Below are 20,973 nucleotides of genomic sequence, written 5' to 3'. Positions count from 1 at the left end.
AGGTTGGGGTGCGGCCCGCCCTACCAGTCGCGCGCCATCATGACGGTCAGCACGCGCATGGTCGTCTCGGGATTGTCGGGTGCCTCGGCGCCATAGCGGAAGTCAGAGCTGGCCTCGTAGAGATCCAGCTTCCAGAATACGGTTTCGCCCCGGATCGTCACGGCCCCGAAGTCGTACCAGCCTTCCGGATCATTGTCCGGCTCGAATGTATCGAACGCACCGGTGGCCTGGACGGCCTCTGTGACGAAGCCATCGCCTGCCTCGATCAGGGACTGGGTCACGACGAGGCGGCCCTGGATCTGCTGATCCGGGGTGATGCCAAGGCAGGCAAACCTGCGGAAAGCGTCGTTCTGGGATGCGATGACAGCCGCGTTCGGACGCGAATAGTCTGCGGGTTCAGGATGGCTCATGGGTCTGTCCTTTCGGGATGGGTTGAAACCACCAAACCCAAAGCCAGTTTTTCCTTTCACCACGCCCTACCAGCCCGGACAGCCCCGGCCTCAAGCGGCCTGTTCCCCCTGCCCCGCCTCCGACGCGGCGACGAGATAGTCACAGGCACGCTGCGCGTCCGCCGCATGTTTGAAGATCGCCCGCTTGTCAGACCGGAGCACGCGGACCCAGTTGTCGAGATAGGCCGCGTTCAGCTCCAGCGTATGCGCGGAGAACCCCAGCTTCTGACCCAAGAACACCGTGCAGAGCTCGGCCACAATCTCTTCCCGTGCGTAGGCGGTGTTGCCGAACCGCGCATCGCCATAGCTGCGGTTTAACCGATGCCGGGGTTTCGTCCAGTGGCCCAGCTCATGACCCCAGACGGCGTAGAAATTCCGCGGGTTCTCGAAGAGCTCGATCGGGGGCATGTAAATCTTGTCGAGATTCGGGACGTAACATGCTTCCCGACCAGAGAAGCTGACATTGGCACCGATTGCCTCGAAGAAGCTCTGCATATGCGGGATCGGTGCGCGTTCGGGATGAACTTCCGGTTCGGCCGCAGCGGGATGGAAGCGAGGGTCCAACCCCTCGATCTGATCGGCGTTGAAGACGCGGTAGGATTTCATGAAGGGGATGGTTTTGGGATCTTCGGTTTCCGCCTGGTCGCCGTGGGCGCTTTCGGCCTGCTCGCGCTCGGCCGTCCCGTAGTAGACGACCACCGACGATTTCGAGCCCTTGATGACTTTCGCATCGAGCTCGTTCGCCTGCCTCAACGTCATCCAGTAAGGCGAGGCGTATCCGGCCATCATGGTGCGCATAGTCAACAGGAAGTTATTGACGCCCTGGTAGGGTTCGCCGTTCAGGCGGAGCGGCACGGAACTGCCGCCGACCGTCCATGGCTTGCGCCAGGGCAGCACGCCCCGGTCAATGATGTCGATGAGTTCGTTGGTGATCGACGCTGCAGCGTCGAACTTGCGTTTGCTAGACTTGGACATGAAATATCTCCGATGTTTGGGGAGCGTGCGGCAGCCGCGCGCGGATCGGACAAGGGTGGTGAGCGACGCCGCGCGGGGGTACGGGTGCTGTCCGCATTCCCGCCAGACCCATCACTCCACCTCCGGATCCGACTTTCTCAAGGCCTGCTTTGACTTTCCGGAACCCGGTCATCCCGTGGTTGGATCGACCGTCAGAACGCGGACCGCCCGCCAGGAACCCGTCCTGATGCACCAACAGGAAGCCTTTCAGTGCGACGTAAGCGCTTCCCGCACACTTCGGCGGTGTCTCAGGGCAAAACCTGCTGATGGCGGGCAGATCGGGTTGCGGTGTCGGGCCGAAACCTTAGAAGGGCAGACGCGCGGGGCGCGTGCTATCTCGCGTGCGGCCCGGAACCGCTTCCCACCCTTAAACTCCCGGAGTATTTCAATGATCCGCCATGTAGTATTCTTCACTGTCCCAATCGACGGCAACCTCGACGCGGTTCGGAAGGGATTGCAGATCCTGACGCGGATTCCCCATGCGAAGCACCTCGAGATCGCTCTGAACCGAAAGACGGATCCGGCCAGCAAGGAAGTCGATGTTGTCGTCTACGGAGAGTTCGTGGATGACGCGGCGCTGGCCGCCTACAAGGCGCACGAGATCTACGCCGAATCCATCCGGCGCGTGAAACCCCTCCGCGAGATGCGCTTCGCGGTGGACTACGACACCTCTCAGGCCTTCGTAACGGCCGATGAAGAGGCCTGACCCCTCGAGGGTACCAGTAGAGGCCAAATCGGACGCTCACCGCCTCCTGCTGCGCGACGATTGGGCAGGCACCGAGATGCGGTTCACCGCACCTCGCGAGTTTATCTACGCCGACCATGTTGACGAGATGCCACGGGCCTTGGACCGCATGGAACGCGTGCGGACCGCGGGCCAATGGTGCGCGGGCTACGTGAGCTACGAGACAGGCTGTGGCCTTGATCCGCGCAATACAGTCCCTGCGCGCTGGAGGGACGTCCGCGTGACATCGACTGCGGGGCCATCGAATTCATAGATCCTTCTGGCCTGGTGCGCGGCAATGTCTCCATCCGTCCGCAACCTCGCCTTCCAAAAGGGCGATGAGGCCATTTTCAAAGTGTGAGGCGGCATCCTGTTCGATTCCGAGGTTCGCTCGGAATACGACGAATGCCTGCTGAAAGCCCGCTTCGCCTCTGGACCGGATCCAAAGTCTTGCCTGCGCACCGACGTCTGAGCCCATAATCGTATGACGGTGGCTTTCGGCACATGTTAGCGTGCGTCATTCAAATAAGACACCCCGCACACTTGCCCTTAGGTAAGTCGACCCGTAAACACCTCCCAGCCGACACCACCCGCGTGCGGTCGCGCCCTCCGCGGCGGCCCGAAATAACCTCAGGAACTCCGCTCTTGCTCGACCAGATCGCGCTGCGCGCCGAACTCGCCGATCACTACGATCTCGCCCCTTCAACCGACATCGCGCTGGCAAATGCTGACATTTTTGCCCGGATGGACCGTGTCGTGACGCCCCCCGACTGGGCGATCTATGCGCCCTATGTCGCGGCGATCAACAAGCTCAAGAAAGAGCGGAACGCTGTCATTCTGGCGCATAACTACATGACGCCGGAGATTTACCACGGCATCGCAGATGTGGTTGGTGACAGCCTGCAACTGGCGATCGAGGCGACCAAGGTCGAAGTCGATGTGATCGTCCAGTGCGGTGTGCATTTCATGGCCGAGACGTCCAAGATCCTGAACCCCTCCAAGACGGTGCTGATCCCCGACATGGAAGCGGGATGTTCGCTGGCCGAAAGCATCACCGCCGAGGGCATCGCCCAGATGCGCGCGCAGTACCCCGGTGCGCCCGTTGTCACCTATGTGAACACAACGGCCGAAGTGAAGGCCGCGTCCGACATCTGCTGTACCTCTTCCAACGCGGTGCAGATCGTGCGCGGGCTGGACAGCGACACGGTCATCATGACGCCCGACAAATATCTGGCACAGAACATCGCCAATCTTGTGCCGGAAAAGAACATTGTCTGGTGGGACGGGGCCTGCATCGTGCACGAACAATACACCGCACAGGACCTGAAGGATTTCCGCGAATGGAACCCCGGCACGCGCATCATCGCGCATCCCGAATGCCCGCCTGACGTGGTGGCCGAGGCGGATTTTTCCGGCTCGACCAGCGGGATCATCGACTATGTGACGCAGCAACGGCCGGAAAAGGCGATGCTGGTGACCGAATGCTCCATGGCCTCCAACATCTCGGACGCGCTGCCGGATGTCGATTTCGTCGGCCCGTGCAACATGTGCCCCTACATGAAGAAGATCACGCTGGAAAAGGTGCTGTGGTCGCTCCACACGATGGAAGGCGCGGTCGAGATTGACCCACAGGTCGCCGACAAGGCCCGTGTTGCCGTGCAGCGCATGATCGACCTCTCTGCCAAGATGGCCGGCTAGGGCGATGTCCCCGATCGAAACGGGTCGCGTCATTATCGTGGGCGCAGGGCTAGCGGCGCAATATGCCGCGCTGAAACTGGCCCCGCGTCCCGTGCTGATGATCTCTCCCGAGGCATTGGGAACCGGCGCCTCCTCGGCCTGGGCGCAGGGCGGCGTGGCGGCGGCGATGGACCCGGCGGACAGCGCCGATGCCCATGCCCGCGATACCGTCACTGCCGGTGCGGGCACCGTCGATCCGGGTGTGGCGGCGTCGGTCACAGCCGAGGCGCGCGATCACATCCTTGACCTGATCGGTCTGGGCACCCCCTTTGATCGCACCGCAAACGGCGGCTATGTGCTGTCGCGCGAGGCGGCGCATAGTTTCGCCCGTGTAGTGCGTGTGCAGGGCGATCAGGCCGGGGCCGAGATCATGCGCGCCCTGACGGCACAGGTGCGCGAATCCGACCATATCCAAGTGCTCGAAGGCGTGATGGCCACGGGGCTTGAGGTCTCGGGCGGCCGTGTCACCGGCCTGGCCGTCGCCCACTGTGATCAGGGGCAAAGCGCCAGCGTCACCCTGCGCGGCACCGCCGTGTTGCTGGCCGGGGGCGGATCGGGCGGGCTTTATGCCCTCACGACCAACCCGCCGCGCATTCGGGGTCAGGTGATCGGCATGGCCGCCCGCGCGGGCGCGCAGATCGCCGACGCGGAATTCGTGCAGTTCCACCCGACGGCCATGGCCTGCGGGCTGGACCCTGCCCCGCTGGCGACCGAGGCATTGCGCGGCGAAGGGGCCACGCTGGTCAACCGACGGGGCGAGCGCTTCATGCTGGACGCTCACCCCAACGCCGAACTGGCCCCGCGCGACATCGTCGCCCGCGCAGTCTATGCCCAGACGCAGGCAGGGCTGGCCCCGGCACTGGACACCCGCACCGCCCTTGGCGCAAAGATCCTCAGCGTTTTCCCAGCCGTCGCCGCCGCCTGCCAGCAGGCCGGGCTGGACCCGGTGACCCAAGTGATCCCCGTGGCCGCCGCCGCGCATTACCACATGGGCGGCGTGGCGACGGATGCAGACGGGGCCAGCACCCTGCCCGGCCTTTGGGCCTGTGGAGAGGTCGCCTCGACCGGGTTGCATGGCGCGAACCGTCTGGCCTCGAACGGGCTGCTCGAGGCGCTGGTCTATGGCCGCCGCTGTGCGCTGGCGATCGACGCGGCCCTGCCCGCGCCCACGGTTGCCGCACCCGTCACCCTGCCCGACCTTCCCGCCGCCGAAACGCCCGACCCCGCGCTGGTCGCCCGGCTGCGACAGGCGATGACCGATGGCGCGGGCGTGATCCGTACCGCAGATGGCCTGAACCGGACGCTGACCGAGATCGCCGCGATCGAAGCCGCGCAACCCGCTTGCGACGCGCTTCTCAACATGACGGCCACCGCCACGCTGATCGCCGCCGCCGCGCTGTTGCGCCGCGAAAGCCGGGGCGCGCATTTCCGGTCGGACTTTCCCCACCCCGATGGCGCAACCGGCATACGGTCGCTGATGACCCTGACCGACGCGTTGGCGATCCGCGCGACCATGACCCGAAAGGAACCGGCATGAACCAGAGCGCAACAATGCCCCCCCTGCCCGACCTGATCCTTGAACCGCTGGTCCGCGCCGCGCTGATCGAGGATCTGGGCACCTACGGCGACATCACCACCCGCACCGTCATTCCTGCCGGCACCACCTATGCCGCGCGGCTGAATGCCCGCGAACCGGGCGTGGTTTCGGGTCTGCAAATGGCCGCGCTTGCGTTCCGGCTGGTCGATCCCGCGCTGCAGATCACCACGCACAAGGTCGATGGCGACGTGATCGCGCCGGGCGACCTGCTGATGGAGATCACGGGCGACGCGGCCTCGATCCTGTCGGGCGAACGGGTCGCGCTGAACTTTGCCGGGCGCATGTCCGGCATCGCCACGCTGACCGACGCCTTCGTGGCCGAAACGCGCGGCACCGACGCCCGCGTGACCTGCACCCGAAAGACGACCCCCGGCCTGCGTATCGTGGAAAAACAGGCCGTTCTGCATGGCGGCGGGTTCAACCATCGCTTCGGCCTGTCCGACGCGATCCTGATCAAGGACAACCACATCGCGGCCGCCGGTGGCATCCGCCCCGTGCTGCAATCGGTCAAGGCGCGGGCATCCCACATGATCCGCTGCGAGATCGAGGTCGACCGCCTGGACCAGCTGGCCGAGGTCCTGGACGAGGGTGGCGCAGACGTTGTTCTGCTGGACAACATGGACACGTCAATGCTGGCGAAGGCGGTGGACATGACCGCCCGTCAGGTGGTGCTGGAGGCCTCGGGCAACATGAAGCTGGACCGCATCGCCGAGGTCGCGGCGACGGGCGTGGACTATATTTCCTCTGGCGCACTGACCCATTCGGCGCAGGTCCTGGACCTTGGGCTGGACTTCTGAATCGGCAATCTACCGCGCACAGATATGACTTTTTCGTATATACAAACGCAATATTATTGCGCTGCACTTGCGAAAAGAGCCCCAAGCAGGTATCCCCTCGGAAGCCTGTCTGAGGAGGACCGACATGAGCCAATCCGCCCCGCAACGCAGCCTGACCGCGTCCGACATTCGTGCGCGCAAGGGGGCCGATCCGCTGGTCTGCCTGACGGCCTATACGACCCCCGTGGCCCAGCTGGCAGATGCGGACTGTGATCTGGTTCTGGTCGGTGACAGCGTCGGCATGGTGCTGCACGGGCTGCCCTCGACCCTTGATGTCACGATGGAGATGATGGTCATGCACGGCCGCGCCGTCGCCCGCGGGCTGAACCGCGCGCTGATGGTCGTCGACATGCCCTTTGGCAGTTACGAGGAAAGCCCGGCCCAGGCCTTCCGCAACGCCGCGCGGCTGATGGCCGAAACCGGGGCCGGTGCGGTCAAGCTGGAAGGTGGCGCGCATATGGAAGACACGATCCGTTTCATCGTCGAACGCGGCATCCCGGTCATGGCGCATATCGGTCTGACACCTCAGGCGGTGAACGCGCTTGGCGGCTACAAGGTGCAGGGGCGCGGCGCGGATGCGGACCGGATCCTGGAAGACGTCCGTGCGGTGACCCGCGCCGGGGCGTTCTCGGTCGTGCTGGAAAAGGTGCCCGCCGCTCTGGCGGATCAGATCACCGCGGGTATCGACATTCCCACGGTCGGCATCGGGGCCTCTTCAGGCTGTGACGGACAGATCCTGGTGATCGACGACATGCTGGGCCTTTTCGATGCCTTCAAGCCGAAGTTCGTCAAGCGCTATGGCGATCTTGCCAGCGACGCCCGCACCGCCATCCGCACCTACGCCCAGGAGGTTCGCGCACGCAGCTTCCCGGCCCCCGAACATGTCTTTTCGCAGGAGGAACCAGGCACATGAAGATCATCCGCACCAAGGCCGAGCTGCGCGCCCTCACGCAAAGCTGGCGTCGCGCCGGGGACAGCATCGGCGTGGTGCCGACCATGGGCGCGCTGCATGCCGGTCATCTGAGCCTGGTCGACCGCGCCTGCGACGAGAATGACCGCGTGATCGTGACGCTTTTCGTGAACCCCAGGCAGTTCAACAGCCCCGAGGATCTTGCGAAATACCCCCGGACCGAAGACAGCGATGCCGAAAAGCTGACGCCCTATGGCGCGGATGTCCTTTATGTGCCCGACGGCCCGCAGATGTATCCCGACGGCTTTGCCACGACGATTTCGGTGACCGGTGTCAGCGCGGGCCTGTGCGGCGGGGCGCGGCCCGGGCATTTCGACGGCGTGGCCACGGTGGTGACCAAGCTTTTCCTGCAATGCGATGCCGACCGCGCGTATTTCGGTGAAAAGGATTACCAGCAACTTCAGGTGGTGATCCGGCTGGCCGAGGATCTGGATCTGAAGACCGAGATCGTCGGCTGTCCGACCGTGCGCGAGGACGACGGCCTCGCCATGTCGTCGCGCAACCTCCGGCTCGGGCCCGGGCCACGCGAAATTGCGCCGGTGATCGCCCAGGTCCTGGACGACGCCGCGCGTGTCATCTCCCGCGGCGGACAAGTCGCGCAGGCCCTCGATAACGCCAGGGCGGCGCTGCTCACTGCCGGGTTCGACACGATCGACTACCTGGAGTTGCGCAGCGATCCCGACCTCAAGCTGATGAACAGGGCAGACCGCCCCGGTCGCCTCTTCCTGGCCGCCTGGCTCGATGGCGTGCGCCTGATCGACAATGTCCCTGTCGCGGGTCTCGCAAGCGTCCCGGCTCCCGAAGATCACCCGCTCGAGCCGGCCTGACCCGGGCCGCCGCCTCTCAGTCCTGGGCTCGCAAACCGGACCGCGCGAGGGCGGCGATGAGATCCGTCCTGGTGACGATGCCGACGATCCGGCCCTTTTCAAGGACCGGCACCGCATCGACATCACCATCGGCCATCATCGGCAGGAGCACTCCGACCGGAGTCGCCGGTACCGCCCGAGGCCCGGCGACGCTCATGATGTCCTTGGCTCGGACCGGCTGCGTACGATCCTGGTCGATCAGGCGCCGAAACGCCGCGAGATAGCCACGGTCGAGCCGAAGCGCATCCTCGCGCGCTCGGTCGATCAGGTGAATCTGGAAGATCACGCCAAGATAATGCCCCTCGACCCCGGTCACCGGAAGCGATGTGAAGCGATGATGTCTGAACAGGTCCGCAATCTTTGACAGCGGAGTGTCTGGGCCAATGGTCACCAGATTACGCGACATGACGTCGGTCGCGAGAAGCGGACCTGTCCGGTGCGCGGCGGCCTGCAACTCGGCCGCGCCGATCAACCGCGCCAGGTCTTCGACACCCAGATTGAACGACTGGCGATACCGGTCCAGCAGCTCTTTCAGTTCTTCTCGGGACAGCCCGATGCGCTTGGCGGGATCGGGATCTTCGGTGCGGTGGCGACTTGGCTCATCGAACTGGCGGAATGGATATCTGCGCCCCGTGAGCCGGGCGTAGATCGCAGCACAGACGACCAGCGCGAGGGTGCCTGTGGCGACGGGCGCGGTCGCGAACCAGAGTCCAAGTCGCTCGACCGCCTCCGGGCTCATCGCCGCTGTCATGGCGACCGCACCCGCCGGGGGATGGATCGCGCGACACAGGATGCCGACCGTAATCGTCAGCCCGACCGCAAGGGCGATCCGCAGGACAGGGTCAGCGACCGCGGAACAGACCACCACACCGACCAGTGCCGCGAGAGTGTTGCCCACCACCGCCGACCACGGCTGCGCCAACGGGCTGTTGGGCATTGCGAACAGCAGAACCGACGTCGCACCGAACGGGGCAATCAGGTAAAGGCCGAGCGTCAGGTCGACCACGGGCGACAACAGGAATGCGCCCGTCACCCCAAGCCCGATCAGGGCGCCGATCCCGGCGCGAAGGGCCTCGGCTGGCGAGGGGCGGCCAATAACCGGGCCAAGCGAACGGAACAGGGACTCCATGACTGCTGCCTTGTCTGTTTTGCCTAAAGTTTCAGCAAGCGACGGCAGGCGCAAGCACATCCGCCCGGCATTGAACCGGGCGCTCAGCCTGATAAGCTGCCGCTCACCTAGGGGTGTCCCGACAAGGGGCTGAGATATCGCTGGCGATTGCAGCGCGGTGACCCTTTGAACCTGATCCGGATCATGCCGGCGAAGGGACAGGATCGCAGCGCTCTCTTGCCCTTGCCGGCCTCAGCATGACGAGGCCGCCTTGCCATATCAACCGACAGACCCACGCCCGATCCCGGCGGCCATCGCCGTAGTCGTGCGCGACACCCAGGTGCTTCTCGTGCGTCGCGCCAATCCGCCCGATGCGGGCCTTTGGGGATTTCCCGGCGGCAGGATTGACCCGGGCGAACCCCTGTTCGACGCAGCCATCCGCGAACTGGCCGAGGAGACCGGCGTTTCCGCAGACCCGCTGCGGGTGATCACGGCGCTCGACGCCTTTGATCACGACGGCACCGGCACCTTGCGCCGCCATTTCATCCTGGTCGCCGTCCTGTGCCGCTGGACCGCCGGAGACCCGATTGCCGCAGATGACGCGCTCGAGGCCCGCTGGATCGAGATCACGGCGCTGAAGGAAGGCCACCTCGCGCTCAGCCGCGATGTGGCCGAGCTTGCGGATCACGCGGCCGCCCTGATGGCAGAGGTGCCGGCATGATCCCCAATGTTCTGAGCATTGCAGGCACCGATCCCTCGGGCGGCGCGGGTATTCAGGCCGATATCAAGACCTTCTCCGCGCTTGGCACCTATGCCTGTTCGGTCGTCATCGCCGTGGTTGCGCAGAACACCTGCGGCGTGCGGTCGTTTCAGGCGCTCGATCCCGCTTTCGTGGCCGACCAGATCGACGCGGTCTTCGACGACGTGCGCATCGACGCGGTGAAGATCGGCATGATCGCCAACGCCGGGATCGCCCGCGCGGTGTCCGACCGGCTGCGCCATCACGCGGCGCGCAACATCGTGCTGGACCCGGTGATGGTGGCGAAAAGCGGTCATGCCCTTCTGGACCCGCCGGCGGTTTCGGCACTGCGCGAGGCGCTGGTGCCTCTGGCAGCAGTCATCACACCGAACCTGCCCGAGGCCGCCGTCCTGCTGAACCGTCCCGACGACTGGACCGCCGTGACCATGACCGCCGCCCTGCCTGAACTCCTGTCTCTCGGGTCCGACTACGTTCTGCTCAAGGGCGGGCACCTGTCGGGCGCGGACAGTACCGACCTGCTGGCCGGCCCCGAAGGTACGCAGACGCTGCGCGCGCCCCGTATCACCACGACCAACGATCACGGCACGGGCTGTACCTTGTCCTCGGCCATTGCCGCGCTGTTGCCCTATCACGACATGCCCGGGGCCGTGACCCGCGCCAAGGCTTATCTGCATGCCGCGCTGGCCCAAAGCGATGCACTGGACGTGGGTCACGGACACGGGCCGGTGCATCATTTCCACGCACTCTGGGCGTCAGACGGTTAGCGCGTCGATCCTGTCCCTCAGGGCGCGGGCGGCGGCCTTGGGGTCGGGCTGGCCGCAGATGGCAGAAACCACGGCGACGCCCTGCGCCCCGGCCTTTAAAGCCTGTGCCACGTGGTGGGCTTTCAACCCGCCGATCGCCACGGCGGGCACGGGGCTTGCTGCGACCTGCGCTGCCAGCCCTTCAAAGCCTACGGGGGCCTTGTGATCCAGCTTGGACGGCGTGGCAAAGACCGGCCCCGCCCCGATGTAATCGACCAGCGCCGGATCTACGGCGGCGGCCAGCGCGGGGGTCTCGACCGACAGACCCAGCACCATCGCCGCGCCGATCCGCGCCCGCGCCTCCTCGACCGCCATATCGCCCTGCCCGATGTGCAGCCCGTCGGCACCGATGGCAATCGCGGCCTCCACGTCGTCGTTCATGATCAGCGCCGTACCGGTCGCGGCCAGCGCGGCTTTCAGCGCGCGCCCCGTCTCGATCATCCGCGTGGTGTCTGCCGCCTTGTCGCGCAGTTGCACCACCGTCGCCCCACCCGCCACGGCAGCGCGGGCGGTTTCCACCATGCCGACCCCGGCGCAGAGGCCGGGATCGAGCACGAGGTAGAGCGACAGGTCCGGGCAGCGCCTCACGCGGCCACCGCCGCGTCATGGATCACCGCCCGCGACAGCGCTTCGGGCGTCACAGCGGCCAGCGCGTCCAGAAACCGCGGCGCAAAGCTGCCCGGCCCCGAGGCCCCCTCCTGCGCCCGTTCGCCCGCCACGGCGAAATGCGCCAGCGCGCCCACGGCGGCGTCGAAGGCGTCATCGGCCACCGCCGCATAGGCCCCGCAGAGACAGGTCAGCGAACAGCCAAGCGCGGTGTTCATGGGCATGTAGGGCGAGCCACCCTCGATCCTCACCGCGCGAATGCCGTCGGTCACGTAGTCGACCGCGCCGGTCACGGCGACCACCGCGCCGCTGGAGCGCGCCACCCGCCGCGCGCCCTTCTCCGCCATCTCGACGGCATCGCGCCCGTCGACTCCCTGCCCGTGGCTGGCCTCGCCCGCCAGCGACAGAATCTCCGAGGCATTCCCCCGGATAATCGTCGGGCGTTCGGCCACCAGCGCCTGCACCACCTCGCGGCGATAGCGTGTCGCCTGGCAGGCCACCGGGTCCAACACCCAGGGTCGCCCGGCCTGCTGTGCCCCCCGGATTGCAGCCCGCATCCCCGCCACGAAGGGCGGCGACAGGGTGCCGATATTCACCGTCACCGCACCTGCGATGCCGGCAAACTCCTCGGCCTCTTCGGCGGCGGACACCATCGCAGGGCTGGCCCCTGCGGCGACCATTACGTTGGCCGCGATGTTCATCGCGACGTAGTTGGTGATGCATTGCACCAGCGGCGGCGCGGCGCGCAGGGTGGTCAGAAGGTTTGCGGCTGTCTGGCTCATTTCACGTCCCCCAGCGGGATATACAGGTCTCCGCCCTCGCGGAACTTCTCTGCCATGCGCGCCATTCCGTTCTTCTGTGCCTCCGCGCGGATGTCGTGGCTGATCCGCATCGAGCAGAACTTCGGCCCGCACATAGAACAGAAATGCGCGACCTTGTGGGCCTCCTTTGGCAGCGTTTCGTCATGCATCGAACGGGCGGTTTCGGGATCGAGCGAGAGGTTGAACTGGTCTTCCCAGCGGAACTCGAACCGCGCCCGCGACAAGGCATCGTCGCGGATCTGCGCCGCTGGGTGGCCCTTGGCCAGGTCCGCCGCATGGGCCGCGATCTTGTAGGTGATGACGCCGACCTTCACGTCGTCGCGGTCGGGCAGCCCAAGGTGCTCCTTGGGCGTCACGTAGCAGAGCATCGCCGTGCCGAACCACCCGATCATGGCCGCGCCGATGCCGGAGGTGATGTGGTCGTAGCCCGGCGCGATGTCGGTCGTGAGCGGCCCGAGCGTGTAGAACGGTGCCTCGCCGCAGACCTCGAGCTGCTTGTCCATGTTGGGCTTGATCTTGTGCATGGGCACGTGGCCCGGCCCTTCGATCATGACCTGACAGTCGCGCGCCCAGGCGATCTGCGTCAGCTCGCCCAGCGTCTCGAGTTCCGCGAACTGGGCCTCGTCATTGGCATCCGCGATTGAGCCGGGCCGCAGCCCGTCGCCAAGCGAGAAAGACACGTCATAGGCGCGCGCGATCTCGCAGATATCGTCGAAATGCTCGTAGAGGAAGCTTTCGCGGTGATGATGCAGGCACCACTTTGCCATGATCGAGCCCCCGCGCGAGACGATCCCGGTCACCCGGTTCACCGTCATCGGGATCATGTGCAGCCTGACGCCCGCGTGGATCGTGAAATAGTCCACCCCCTGCTCGGCCTGCTCGATCAGCGTGTCGCGGAAGACTTCCCAGGTCAGATCTTCGGCAATGCCGCCGACCTTTTCCAGCGCCTGGTACAGCGGCACCGTCCCGATCGGCACCGGAGAGTTGCGCAGGATCCAGTCGCGGATGTTGTGAATGTTGCGCCCAGTCGACAGGTCCATGACCGTGTCGGCGCCCCATCTCGTCGCCCAGACCATCTTCTCGACTTCCTCGGCCATCGACGAGGTCACGGCCGAATTGCCGATATTGGCGTTGATCTTCACGAGGAAGTTGCGCCCGATCGCCATGGGTTCGGCCTCGGGGTGGTTGATGTTGGCGGGGATGATCGCCCGGCCCATGGCGATTTCATCGCGGACGAATTCCGGTGTGATGAAATCCGGGATCGCCGCGCCAAAGCTTTCGCCGTCGCGGGTCAGTTTCTCGGACTGAGCCTTGCGGCCGAGGTTTTCCCGGATTGCCACGAATTCCATTTCCGGCGTGACGATCCCGGCGCGGGCATAGGCCATCTGGGTCACGGCCCGCCCCCCGGTTGCCCGGCGCGGCGCATTGCGCACGGGGAATTCCGGCACCAGCCGCGCGCCTTCGGCGAACCCGTTGTCGGCGGGGGTAGTGTCGCGGCCCTCGTAAGTCTCAGTATCGCCTCGGGCGGCGATCCAGCCCTCGCGCAGGCGCGGAAGTCCGCGGTCGATGGCGATCTCGGCATCCGGGTCCGTATAGGGGCCGGAGCTGTCATATACGGTGACGGGTGGCTCGCCTGCCGTTGGGTGCAGGTCGATCTCGCGCATGGGCACGCGGATATCGGGGTGACGCTCGCCCGCGTGCCAGACGCGGCGCGAGGCGGGCAGCGGGCCCGTGGTGACGGTTGGGGTCAGGTCTTTCATCGGTCGGAGCCTCCATAGCTCAAAGCGTTGGAGACCCAGTTCCGCGTCGAATGGGATTGCCGGTATGGTTTTTGCCCCCACATGCCTGACATGATCGGGGCCCACGCGGCCAGTGCACCATCCCTACGCCAGTTTGAACTGGATCAGGTTCATCGGGTCACTGCGCTGCACGGGTGCCAGCAGTATCTCAGCCTCTTGTCGAGACCCCCCGGGTGAGTGCCCGCAGGCTGTTCTGGGCGCGCGCAAATGTCAACGCACGATAAGAGGGGCCATTATCGTTACCGCTCCGGTAGGCGATTTCGGAGCGCTGAACCGCCTGTGTTGAACTGGCTGAACCCCACCAAAGGAGTTCAGCATGCCCCACCTCGATCACACCGCTTTCGTCAATGCCTGCCGCGATGAGCGCGGCGTCGGACATCACACGCTTCGGGCCTATGCCCAGGATCTGCGCACCTTCGTCCTCTTCACCGAGGCCCACCGTCTCAGCGACCCGCTGTCGAAAGACGACATCCTCGCCTACCACCGCCATCTGCGCGACGCGTTGGGTGCCAAGCCCGCGACTATCGAGCGGCGGCTCGTGACGCTCAAGTCGTACTTCGCCTGGCGCGAAGATCGGAACAGCGCCCTGCCCTCCCCATTTGCCGATGTCCGCATCTCCGTAAGGATCCCGCGACGCCTGCCGCGTCCGATCGATCGCGACACCCTCAGAGCGGTTCTCCAAGCCGGTGACGGCCCAATCGCCCCGCGGTCGGAGCCGGGCGAGCATGGCGCAACACGGGCCTCTGAGATTGCCGTCACGCTCCTGATCATCAAGCTGCTGATCGTGACCGGGCTACGGATCAGCGAGCTGACCAATGTAAGAGTCCGCGACGTCTCGCCGGGCGGAAGCCAGATCCTCGTAAATGGCAAAGGCGGCAAGGAACGGATCGTCTTCGTGCCGAACCGCCACTTACAGGAAGAGCTCAGGCACTTCCTCGAGGCTCGCTACGCGCAAGGTGGCTCTTCCGCGCCGCTGTTCTTGAACACCGAAGGCCGTCGGCTCCGCTCGGCCACGTTCCGCAAGCGGCTGCGGGCGTTGTCCAGGCGCCTCGGGATCGAGCCGCACTTGACCCCGCACCGGTTCCGGCACTCAGCCGCGACGCTGCTGATCGAGGAAGGTATCGATATCCGGATGGTCCAGGCCTTGCTCGGGCACGCCAGCCTCAGGACCACCGAGATCTATGTGAGGGTTTCGAACCATGCCCTAAGGCGCGCGCTTGAGCGGGTCGATGTGCTGAGCGAACTTTGGCAGTGACGGCCCTTACCGCACCTTCAATCGCCAAGGCTGATGCTGCGGTGCAGCCCGCCAAAGCGGACGTTGAACCTCTGTCTGCTATGATGAGATCAACTATGAACTTGTGTCTGTTCATAAAAACCCCAGACGGTTACATATCAGTTTCAAGATAGACAAATCTGAAACTGATATGTATAGACTGTAGTATGAACGTAGTTAGACTCGACGATTTTCGATCTCATACGACCCCCTTGGCGACCATCGTGAGGGTGGGCGATTTTCATCAACAGTTCGCTCATTACCAATCTCAGAACTTGCTACTGGGAAAGAGAGCTGTAGTTGACGCATACAACGTCAAAAGACAGGCAGACTTGTTGAACGAACTCAGGGCTGTTGGCTTTGAACTCATATTGGACACCAAGGCAGCCGAGTTAGCATGTCCGTTCAAATGGACCGGACAGTCGCGGAAAGCTGAATGGCTCGAAGGTGAACCTGAGCGACCGCTGACGCCAAGGGACTTTAACTTAGATATGGCTACGCGGATCGCTGAACTCGCTGTGGCTCACAAATTCCATATCGTCCTTGCTCCAAGTCGCTACGTATCCGACGCATCGGCGTTGACGACACTCGAGCAAAATCATGAATTCATGGCTTTGCTCCGCTCCGCGCTGGATCGAGCTGGCGGCCAAAAGATACGCATTGCATCCAGTTTCATCGGGCGGCTGACTTTGCTGGGAAAAGAAGAGGTCACCAACCGCATCGTCAGCTTGCACCGCGATGCACCAGCTAGCTCCATTTGGCTGCGACTTTCGGGGATAAGACGTGACCCGCTGGCGGGTCGTGTGCGAACGACGGCTCGACGACTGCAACTACTAAATGAATGCGAATTGCCCATAGTGCTGGACTACGCGGCTGGTTTAGAGCCGCTCACATACGCTGCGTTGGGTGTAGTGAGTGGCCAATCATTTGGCATATTGAAGAACGATCAATTCTCAGACGAAACATGGCTCAAACCCTCAAAATCACTTGATAATTCAATTGGTGATGGTGGCATTCAGCAGTTCGCGAGAGCTCCCGGGTTGGGACGGAGTCTGAGTCATGCCGAACTCCAATTGATATCTGAAGCTCCGAAGGGCAAGCGCCTATTGTTTGACCCAGCAAACACAGGGATCGGTACGTTTGAGGATTTCAAGGCCAAAGCCAAAGAGACGGCTTTACGAGAGGCCGTCGAAGCGGCGGCGGGTGTTAGCGAAGTTCCCAACTCGAGGCGCCCCGATCACTTCAAGACTACCCATCTGGATCAGGCCGCAAGGAAGGCACTTCAGCTTTCGAGACTGGAACTTGATGCGGATCGAGCGGCTGAGCTGAAGGTGAAGTCTACAGAAAGCTTGCAGAAACGCCTCGCAGACTACGCATCATCGTTAGACAAAACAGGACAGGCTTTAGAGAAGATTGTGGAAGACCCAAACATGCGACTTACTGGATCTATAGCGCTACCTCATCTCGGAAAATCTGAGAAGAGTGACGAAGCAGGCGAACGTCGATGAGCGGAGCAGCTGTATCAAGGGTTCTAAATACTCTCCAAGAAGAAGGCGGTCTGTTGGGTGCAGATATCGCGGCTCTGACTGATGTCTCGAAAGCAACGGTACATCGTTGGATCAACGGGAAGGCTGCGCCACAACCCAAAAATGAGCTGATGATAGCTGATCTGAACTATGTCGTTCAGAAGCTCAGGGACTATTACAAGCCGGAAAACATCCGTGTTTGGCTCCATTCCCGGCACCCACAATTAGGTGGCGAGAGAGCAATCGACCTTATCCATCAGAATAGAACTGATGAAGTCCTCACCATCATAGCACGTCTCGACGCCGACGCCTTCATCTGAGTTAGTCAATGCGCCGCACCCTTCGAGACATCAAACTCATTGACCAAATCGAAGCATTGCCGACTGAGTCATTCACTGGTGACGTCTTCAGATTGGTACGAGATGGTCGAGATCCCACTACTTGCTGGCATCCCGAGGGTCGGTGGGACGATGGTGCTTTCGACGTTTTATATACAGCGACCACCTCAGAAGGCGCATTGGCAGAAGTTAGGTATCACCTAACCCAGCAACAGCCCTTTGCGCCGGACTTTCTGAATTACCGCATGTTTCGACTTCCAGTAGCGAGCATTGAAGTAGTCAATCTACTCGACACCGGCCTGCTGCAGAACCTCGGCGTAGACCTGAATCAATGGGGCAAGTCTGATTACGTGTCTCGTAGTGAGGAGTATTTACGGACACAAGAGATTGCAGCGGTAGCTACGTTTCATGAACGCCAAGGTTTACTTGTCCCATCTGCGCGATCGCCAGATTCAAACCTTGTGATACTCACGCAGGAGTGCGTTGACGCTCATTGCGGTGACCCAGAAGATCTTGGTTTGACCGCGATATGAAGTCGACCTAGCCACACGAGATTGGGGCGCTAGGAGCTCATTGTATCTCCCGAACGAGAACCGGGCTGCTGGTGCAAATTACGAGTTTTCGCGACCCTCGCGTCATCGCGACATAGAGATCGCGAGCATTCAGCAGATCGGTGTCAATGATCACCGCAACATCAGCTTCCAGTCCTTTCAGGAGCAAGGTGCTACCCACAGCTCGGCGAGGCAAAGCGCGCCCCTTAACGCGTGATTGCTCACGCGCGCGAACCGCCATCTCATGGAAGTCTTCCACATCCACACAGCCATTGAAGGCCTGGATGGCAGAACGCACCAGTGCAGGCCGCAAAGGGAAGACTCCGGCCTGCCGATTGATCTCGACTAACAAAGCTACGGCCGCCGTCGGACTTGGAGCGCGTGCAAAAGCCAGCGCTGCCGCTTCCGCATCGGTTGGCGGAGATCGTTCCCGACCTGCAAGGAGCACGCGTAGCCGTTGCTTCATCTGAGCGGCGCCGACCCCGGTCATTGTCGAACCGGCAAAATCGATCAGCTCATCCGTAGCCGTTGGCGCACGCATATCGAATGATGCTGCGAAGCGAATGAAGTCTGTCAGATCAGCGTTCTCGACGACAACGGCGCCTCGTGCCCTTGCTGCGATCTCACGATGTCGCGGAGGTCGCTTGGCGTCGCAGACGATCAGCACGCTCCCGCCCTCGATCGGAGGGCGCGTATTAGCGGCCTTAGTCTGGTTGGGAACGTCATCGTCGCCCGTGATGGTTATCACCTCGACCTCAGCGGGTGCGTGCGTCAGATCGATAGGCTGACCGGATTGAAGCGCTGATCTAACCTGCAGAAGCCAACGACCAAAGGCCTCTGTCCCGACATTGCGCCATCGCCATGGCGTGTCGAGTTCACCTGATGGCGGGAAGCGCACATGGACGTCAGCTTCCCAGTCGACGAGCACATTAGTGCCCCAGCCGAATATGGCCTGCATCGGATCACCAAGCACACAGGTCGGCAGAACTTCCGCGATCTTCGAAACCATCGCATGCTGCTCGACAAGGCAATCTTGATACTCGTCGACAAACAACCGCGCGTAAGTCGCTTGCAGAACGTCTCTTAAATGGTCGCCTGCAAGAATATTGATCGTGCCCTGCCTGATTGCAGGATAATCGTTCCGTGGATCGGCCAGATCCAGGACCCCTTCAGCATGGCCGCTGCGATGCGGAAAGGTACCGATGAGACGCATTGCCCATCCATCAATCGTGGTGATCCGGTACGCGCGCTGCGGCACCCCCATGTGCGTCAATCGCGCGCGCAGAGCGGCAACACCGGCATTGGTATGCGTCATGATTAGGATCGGCTTCGATTCGTCATGCCGTTGAAGCGCTGAGGCAATCAAGTGGGTCTTCCCGCACCCGGCCGGCGCGGAGACACTGCCGCAATCGATCGTCAGCAAGTCAATATCAGCCATGAGGCGCCTGGGCCCAGCCGAGCAGCACATTGACCCGGTTCCTGAAGCTTTCGCTCACATCTGCGAAATTCAGCGCCAGTATCTTCTTGGACACATGTTCCATGCGACCAACCGACTTGAACCACGAATTTTTCTTCGTCGTACACGCCGCCACCAAAACGTCTCGCTGAGCGGGTGTGATTGTATGCTGAGGTGAATGAAGAAGCGCTCGAAAGTTCTCGACCGTCTCGTGATTCCCAGATGCAGATTGAATATGGGCCGCGACCGAATCTTGCCCATGTTCAGCAATTGCGTAGTCAAGAAGAGCGAGAAGCGTCGCGTCTCCGACATTGCCGATGATCGCCGCCTCCAGCGACTGACCCGCTTCCCACGTGAATGTTCCACCACCCAATTGATGGAAGGCCGCTTCAGTTTGCGGGGTGGGCAGAATGTCGGCATCTCGAAACACGGCGGTCCGATACCCGAGCTTCGCAAACTCGTGCCCGCGCTCATACAAGCGGTCCGGATGGCCGCCACCGCCGTCGACAAGCGCGACACCCCGAGCGAAGATCGAGGGTTGACCTTGCCCAACGCAATAATGCTCGAGACCGCGTACAAAGCCCACCTCCGACGCCCCCTCGCAGATCAAGACCGATGGGGCGAGAAAAGCTTCAGGAGCACTGCGCAGCGTCCCTTGTGCAGATTCAGGGACGGGTTGTGCCATATGTTTCTCACCTGATCGCCGCAAAACACGAAGCTGGTCCGCTGAAAGCTCGCGCAAGACGATGGGTGAATGCGTGGTCGCGAAGACCTGTTGGGGCGGTGCTTCCTCTTTGGCCCCCAGCGATCCAAGAAGCCGAATGATACGGTGCGGCTCAAGACCGTTCTCGATCTCGTCGACAAGGAGAATGGAAGAACGCGCCGCCACTTCTCGTTGGAGCCCGGCGATAAGCAACCGCGTGGAACCGAGGCCCAAGCCTCGGAGTGGAACCCCACGTTCATCGTGCAAGGCGATAGACCCACCTGTGATCGAGACAGAATGGGTGTCGAGAAGCGCCTGCGCCTTCGCACCGATGGGTATACCGAGTTCATCGGCCGCTTTTTTCACCGAAGCAAGGGCGTCTCCAAGCTGTGCATCGGCGTCGTTGCCGAAAGCCTTCCGCGCTTCTCGGGCCGCCTGCGATAGGGCCAGAGACGCATCCGGCTTCTCTTCGCTCAACCGGCTCAAGAGGGACCCGCGCCGCCAAGCAAGATTGTAGTCCGAGACCGCGCCGAGACGGGTCGGCGCAAGCGCATTTCGATCTTTCCAGTTGAGATTTCGGTCGTTGTCCTTTGCATCCGCGCGATCCGACCTCAGCCGCCAACGTGGCTCCAGATCGCCAGAAATTTCCAGGTGCAACGACAGGACTGTATCCAAGCCGTGCCCGGGTTCGTCTTCAATCGTGCCGAGGAGGTCGTCGTAACCTCGCAGATATTCCCCATAAGCCTCATAATTCTTGAGAGCGTCTGACAGCGCCCCCAAAGTCAGCGTGATCGAAATTGGCGTCTCAACATCAAGCTCAAAAAAATCTGCATCGGTGACCTGCACGGATCGCCGCGCCCCAAGGCATAAATCGATGGCGTCAATGATCGTGCTCTTGCCAGCGTCGCCAGATCCAATCAGGCAATTGAGACCAGGCGATGGATACCATTCAAACGATTTAATCGATCGGAAGTGCGAAATATCAACCTTGCGAATGACCGCCATGTTCTCCTCCCAGGCGGACCCCGCCAATTCA

At 62.8% G+C, this 20,973-nt stretch carries 20 protein-coding genes and 2 riboswitches; of the genes, 12 read left to right on the top strand and 8 right to left on the bottom strand.

The window, feature by feature from the left end:
• Window positions 1-20 precede the first annotated feature (20 nt).
• A complete protein-coding gene (locus tag HOY44_RS20165; protein ID WP_088626561.1) occupies window positions 21-410 on the bottom strand; it encodes a DUF3768 domain-containing protein in 390 nt (129 codons plus the stop codon).
• Between the two features lie 90 nt (window positions 411-500).
• Window positions 501-1,424: an ArdC family protein gene (locus tag HOY44_RS20160; RefSeq protein WP_048534124.1), complete on the bottom strand. Its 924-nt coding sequence runs from the start codon at window positions 1,422-1,424 to the stop codon at window positions 501-503.
• 427 nt (window positions 1,425-1,851) lie between these two features.
• Between HOY44_RS20160 and HOY44_RS20155 the strand changes: the two genes are divergently transcribed.
• The 6 genes from HOY44_RS20155 (at window position 1,852) to panC (ending at window position 8,154) form a co-directional block, all read left to right on the top strand.
• Window positions 1,852-2,169, top strand: a complete 318-nt coding sequence (locus HOY44_RS20155) for a Dabb family protein (protein ID WP_028288509.1) — start codon at window positions 1,852-1,854, stop codon at window positions 2,167-2,169.
• Between the two features lie 663 nt (window positions 2,170-2,832).
• Window positions 2,833-3,885, top strand: a complete 1,053-nt coding sequence (gene nadA, locus HOY44_RS20150; RefSeq protein WP_028288508.1) for a quinolinate synthase NadA — start codon at window positions 2,833-2,835, stop codon at window positions 3,883-3,885.
• A gap of 4 nt (window positions 3,886-3,889) precedes the next feature.
• Window positions 3,890-5,461: an L-aspartate oxidase gene (locus HOY44_RS20145; protein ID WP_287437362.1), complete on the top strand. Its 1,572-nt coding sequence runs from the start codon at window positions 3,890-3,892 to the stop codon at window positions 5,459-5,461.
• On the top strand, window positions 5,458-6,318 hold the full coding sequence (gene nadC / locus HOY44_RS20140; protein WP_287437360.1) for a carboxylating nicotinate-nucleotide diphosphorylase: 861 nt from the start codon (window positions 5,458-5,460) through the stop codon (window positions 6,316-6,318). Before HOY44_RS20145 ends, nadC begins: the two co-directional genes overlap by 4 nt.
• 124 nt (window positions 6,319-6,442) lie before the next feature.
• Entirely contained in the window at window positions 6,443-7,270 is an 828-nt protein-coding gene (panB, locus tag HOY44_RS20135) for a 3-methyl-2-oxobutanoate hydroxymethyltransferase (RefSeq protein ID WP_138424234.1), read from the top strand.
• Window positions 7,267-8,154 carry a pantoate--beta-alanine ligase gene (gene panC, locus HOY44_RS20130; RefSeq protein WP_036562975.1) on the top strand — a complete coding sequence of 296 codons (888 nt, stop codon included), beginning with the start codon at window positions 7,267-7,269 and terminating at the stop codon, window positions 8,152-8,154. Before panB ends, panC begins: the two co-directional genes overlap by 4 nt.
• Before the next feature lie 16 nt (window positions 8,155-8,170).
• Here panC and HOY44_RS20125 read toward each other — a convergent pair whose 3' ends face one another.
• The gene (locus HOY44_RS20125; protein ID WP_287437784.1) at window positions 8,171-9,322 is read right to left on the bottom strand and encodes an HPP family protein; all 1,152 of its coding nucleotides are present in this window, start codon (window positions 9,320-9,322) and stop codon (window positions 8,171-8,173) included.
• Window positions 9,323-9,421: 99 nt separating this feature from the next.
• A riboswitch (TPP riboswitch) is annotated at window positions 9,422-9,538 on the top strand.
• 34 nt (window positions 9,539-9,572) lie between these two features.
• On the opposite strand from HOY44_RS20125, the gene HOY44_RS20120 reads away from it, so the two are divergent.
• Entirely contained in the window at window positions 9,573-10,022 is a 450-nt protein-coding gene (locus tag HOY44_RS20120; RefSeq protein ID WP_036562981.1) for an NUDIX hydrolase, read from the top strand.
• Complete coding sequence (thiD, locus tag HOY44_RS20115) at window positions 10,019-10,825, top strand: bifunctional hydroxymethylpyrimidine kinase/phosphomethylpyrimidine kinase (RefSeq protein WP_138424232.1); 807 nt, start codon at window positions 10,019-10,021, stop codon at window positions 10,823-10,825. Before HOY44_RS20120 ends, thiD begins: the two co-directional genes overlap by 4 nt.
• On the opposite strand, the gene thiE is transcribed toward thiD, so the two are convergent.
• Genes thiE through thiC form a run of 3 tightly spaced genes read right to left on the bottom strand, consistent with a single transcriptional unit; the run spans window position 10,814 to window position 14,051 of the window.
• On the bottom strand, window positions 10,814-11,452 hold the full coding sequence (thiE, locus tag HOY44_RS20110; RefSeq protein WP_287437354.1) for a thiamine phosphate synthase: 639 nt from the start codon (window positions 11,450-11,452) through the stop codon (window positions 10,814-10,816). The two genes, thiD and thiE, sit on opposite strands and share 12 nt — an antisense overlap.
• Window positions 11,449-12,252, bottom strand: coding sequence for a hydroxyethylthiazole kinase (thiM, locus tag HOY44_RS20105; RefSeq protein ID WP_287437352.1), 804 nt, complete (start codon window positions 12,250-12,252; stop codon window positions 11,449-11,451). Before thiM ends, thiE begins: the two co-directional genes overlap by 4 nt.
• Window positions 12,249-14,051: a phosphomethylpyrimidine synthase ThiC gene (gene thiC / locus HOY44_RS20100; RefSeq protein ID WP_287437350.1), complete on the bottom strand. Its 1,803-nt coding sequence runs from the start codon at window positions 14,049-14,051 to the stop codon at window positions 12,249-12,251. Before thiC ends, thiM begins: the two co-directional genes overlap by 4 nt.
• 102 nt (window positions 14,052-14,153) lie before the next feature.
• A riboswitch (TPP riboswitch) is annotated at window positions 14,154-14,272 on the bottom strand.
• 134 nt (window positions 14,273-14,406) lie between these two features.
• Here thiC and HOY44_RS20095 point away from each other — a divergent pair.
• The 4 genes from HOY44_RS20095 (at window position 14,407) to HOY44_RS20080 (ending at window position 17,760) form a co-directional block, all read left to right on the top strand.
• Window positions 14,407-15,345: a tyrosine-type recombinase/integrase gene (locus HOY44_RS20095; RefSeq protein ID WP_287437348.1), complete on the top strand. Its 939-nt coding sequence runs from the start codon at window positions 14,407-14,409 to the stop codon at window positions 15,343-15,345.
• Window positions 15,346-15,575: 230 nt separating this feature from the next.
• Window positions 15,576-16,871 carry a hypothetical protein gene (locus tag HOY44_RS20090; protein WP_287437346.1) on the top strand — a complete coding sequence of 432 codons (1,296 nt, stop codon included), beginning with the start codon at window positions 15,576-15,578 and terminating at the stop codon, window positions 16,869-16,871.
• Window positions 16,868-17,209, top strand: coding sequence for an antitoxin Xre/MbcA/ParS toxin-binding domain-containing protein (locus HOY44_RS20085; RefSeq protein WP_287437344.1), 342 nt, complete (start codon window positions 16,868-16,870; stop codon window positions 17,207-17,209). The genes HOY44_RS20090 and HOY44_RS20085 overlap by 4 nt, the downstream gene beginning before the upstream one ends.
• Before the next feature lie 8 nt (window positions 17,210-17,217).
• Entirely contained in the window at window positions 17,218-17,760 is a 543-nt protein-coding gene (locus tag HOY44_RS20080; RefSeq protein ID WP_287437342.1) for an RES family NAD+ phosphorylase, read from the top strand.
• Between the two features lie 37 nt (window positions 17,761-17,797).
• Here HOY44_RS20080 and HOY44_RS20075 read toward each other — a convergent pair whose 3' ends face one another.
• Window positions 17,798-19,216 carry a UvrD-helicase domain-containing protein gene (locus tag HOY44_RS20075; RefSeq protein ID WP_287437340.1) on the bottom strand — a complete coding sequence of 473 codons (1,419 nt, stop codon included), beginning with the start codon at window positions 19,214-19,216 and terminating at the stop codon, window positions 17,798-17,800.
• Window positions 19,209-20,942 (bottom strand): ATP-dependent nuclease, encoded by a 1,734-nt coding sequence (locus HOY44_RS20070; RefSeq protein ID WP_287437338.1) that lies wholly within the window; start codon window positions 20,940-20,942, stop codon window positions 19,209-19,211. Before HOY44_RS20070 ends, HOY44_RS20075 begins: the two co-directional genes overlap by 8 nt.
• Between the last annotated feature and the right edge of the window lie 31 nt (window positions 20,943-20,973).

This window comes from Maritimibacter sp., from assembly GCF_016774595.1.
In the GTDB taxonomy this organism is placed as follows: domain Bacteria; phylum Pseudomonadota; class Alphaproteobacteria; order Rhodobacterales; family Rhodobacteraceae; genus Maritimibacter; species Maritimibacter alkaliphilus.
Note: the sequence above shows the minus strand (reverse complement) of the source record. Positions and strands in the feature narration are given on the sequence as shown.

What these genes read in the sequence shown, in the direction of transcription:
- HOY44_RS20165 (WP_088626561.1), bottom strand. Translation starts at nt 410, where the DNA reads ATGAGCCATCCTGAACCCGCAGACTATTCGCGTCCGAACGCGGCTGTC.
- HOY44_RS20160 (WP_048534124.1), bottom strand. Translation starts at nt 1,424, where the DNA reads ATGTCCAAGTCTAGCAAACGCAAGTTCGACGCTGCAGCGTCGATCACC.
- HOY44_RS20155 (WP_028288509.1), top strand. Translation starts at nt 1,852, where the DNA reads ATGATCCGCCATGTAGTATTCTTCACTGTCCCAATCGACGGCAACCTC.
- HOY44_RS20145 (WP_287437362.1), top strand. Translation starts at nt 3,890, where the DNA reads ATGTCCCCGATCGAAACGGGTCGCGTCATTATCGTGGGCGCAGGGCTA.
- nadC (WP_287437360.1), top strand. Translation starts at nt 5,458, where the DNA reads ATGAACCAGAGCGCAACAATGCCCCCCCTGCCCGACCTGATCCTTGAA.
- panB (WP_138424234.1), top strand. Translation starts at nt 6,443, where the DNA reads ATGAGCCAATCCGCCCCGCAACGCAGCCTGACCGCGTCCGACATTCGT.
- panC (WP_036562975.1), top strand. Translation starts at nt 7,267, where the DNA reads ATGAAGATCATCCGCACCAAGGCCGAGCTGCGCGCCCTCACGCAAAGC.
- HOY44_RS20125 (WP_287437784.1), bottom strand. Translation starts at nt 9,322, where the DNA reads ATGGAGTCCCTGTTCCGTTCGCTTGGCCCGGTTATTGGCCGCCCCTCG.
- thiD (WP_138424232.1), top strand. Translation starts at nt 10,019, where the DNA reads ATGATCCCCAATGTTCTGAGCATTGCAGGCACCGATCCCTCGGGCGGC.
- thiM (WP_287437352.1), bottom strand. Translation starts at nt 12,252, where the DNA reads ATGAGCCAGACAGCCGCAAACCTTCTGACCACCCTGCGCGCCGCGCCG.
- thiC (WP_287437350.1), bottom strand. Translation starts at nt 14,051, where the DNA reads ATGAAAGACCTGACCCCAACCGTCACCACGGGCCCGCTGCCCGCCTCG.
- HOY44_RS20095 (WP_287437348.1), top strand. Translation starts at nt 14,407, where the DNA reads ATGCCCCACCTCGATCACACCGCTTTCGTCAATGCCTGCCGCGATGAG.
- HOY44_RS20085 (WP_287437344.1), top strand. Translation starts at nt 16,868, where the DNA reads ATGAGCGGAGCAGCTGTATCAAGGGTTCTAAATACTCTCCAAGAAGAA.
- HOY44_RS20080 (WP_287437342.1), top strand. Translation starts at nt 17,218, where the DNA reads ATGCGCCGCACCCTTCGAGACATCAAACTCATTGACCAAATCGAAGCA.
- HOY44_RS20075 (WP_287437340.1), bottom strand. Translation starts at nt 19,216, where the DNA reads ATGGCTGATATTGACTTGCTGACGATCGATTGCGGCAGTGTCTCCGCG.
- HOY44_RS20070 (WP_287437338.1), bottom strand. Translation starts at nt 20,942, where the DNA reads ATGGCGGTCATTCGCAAGGTTGATATTTCGCACTTCCGATCGATTAAA.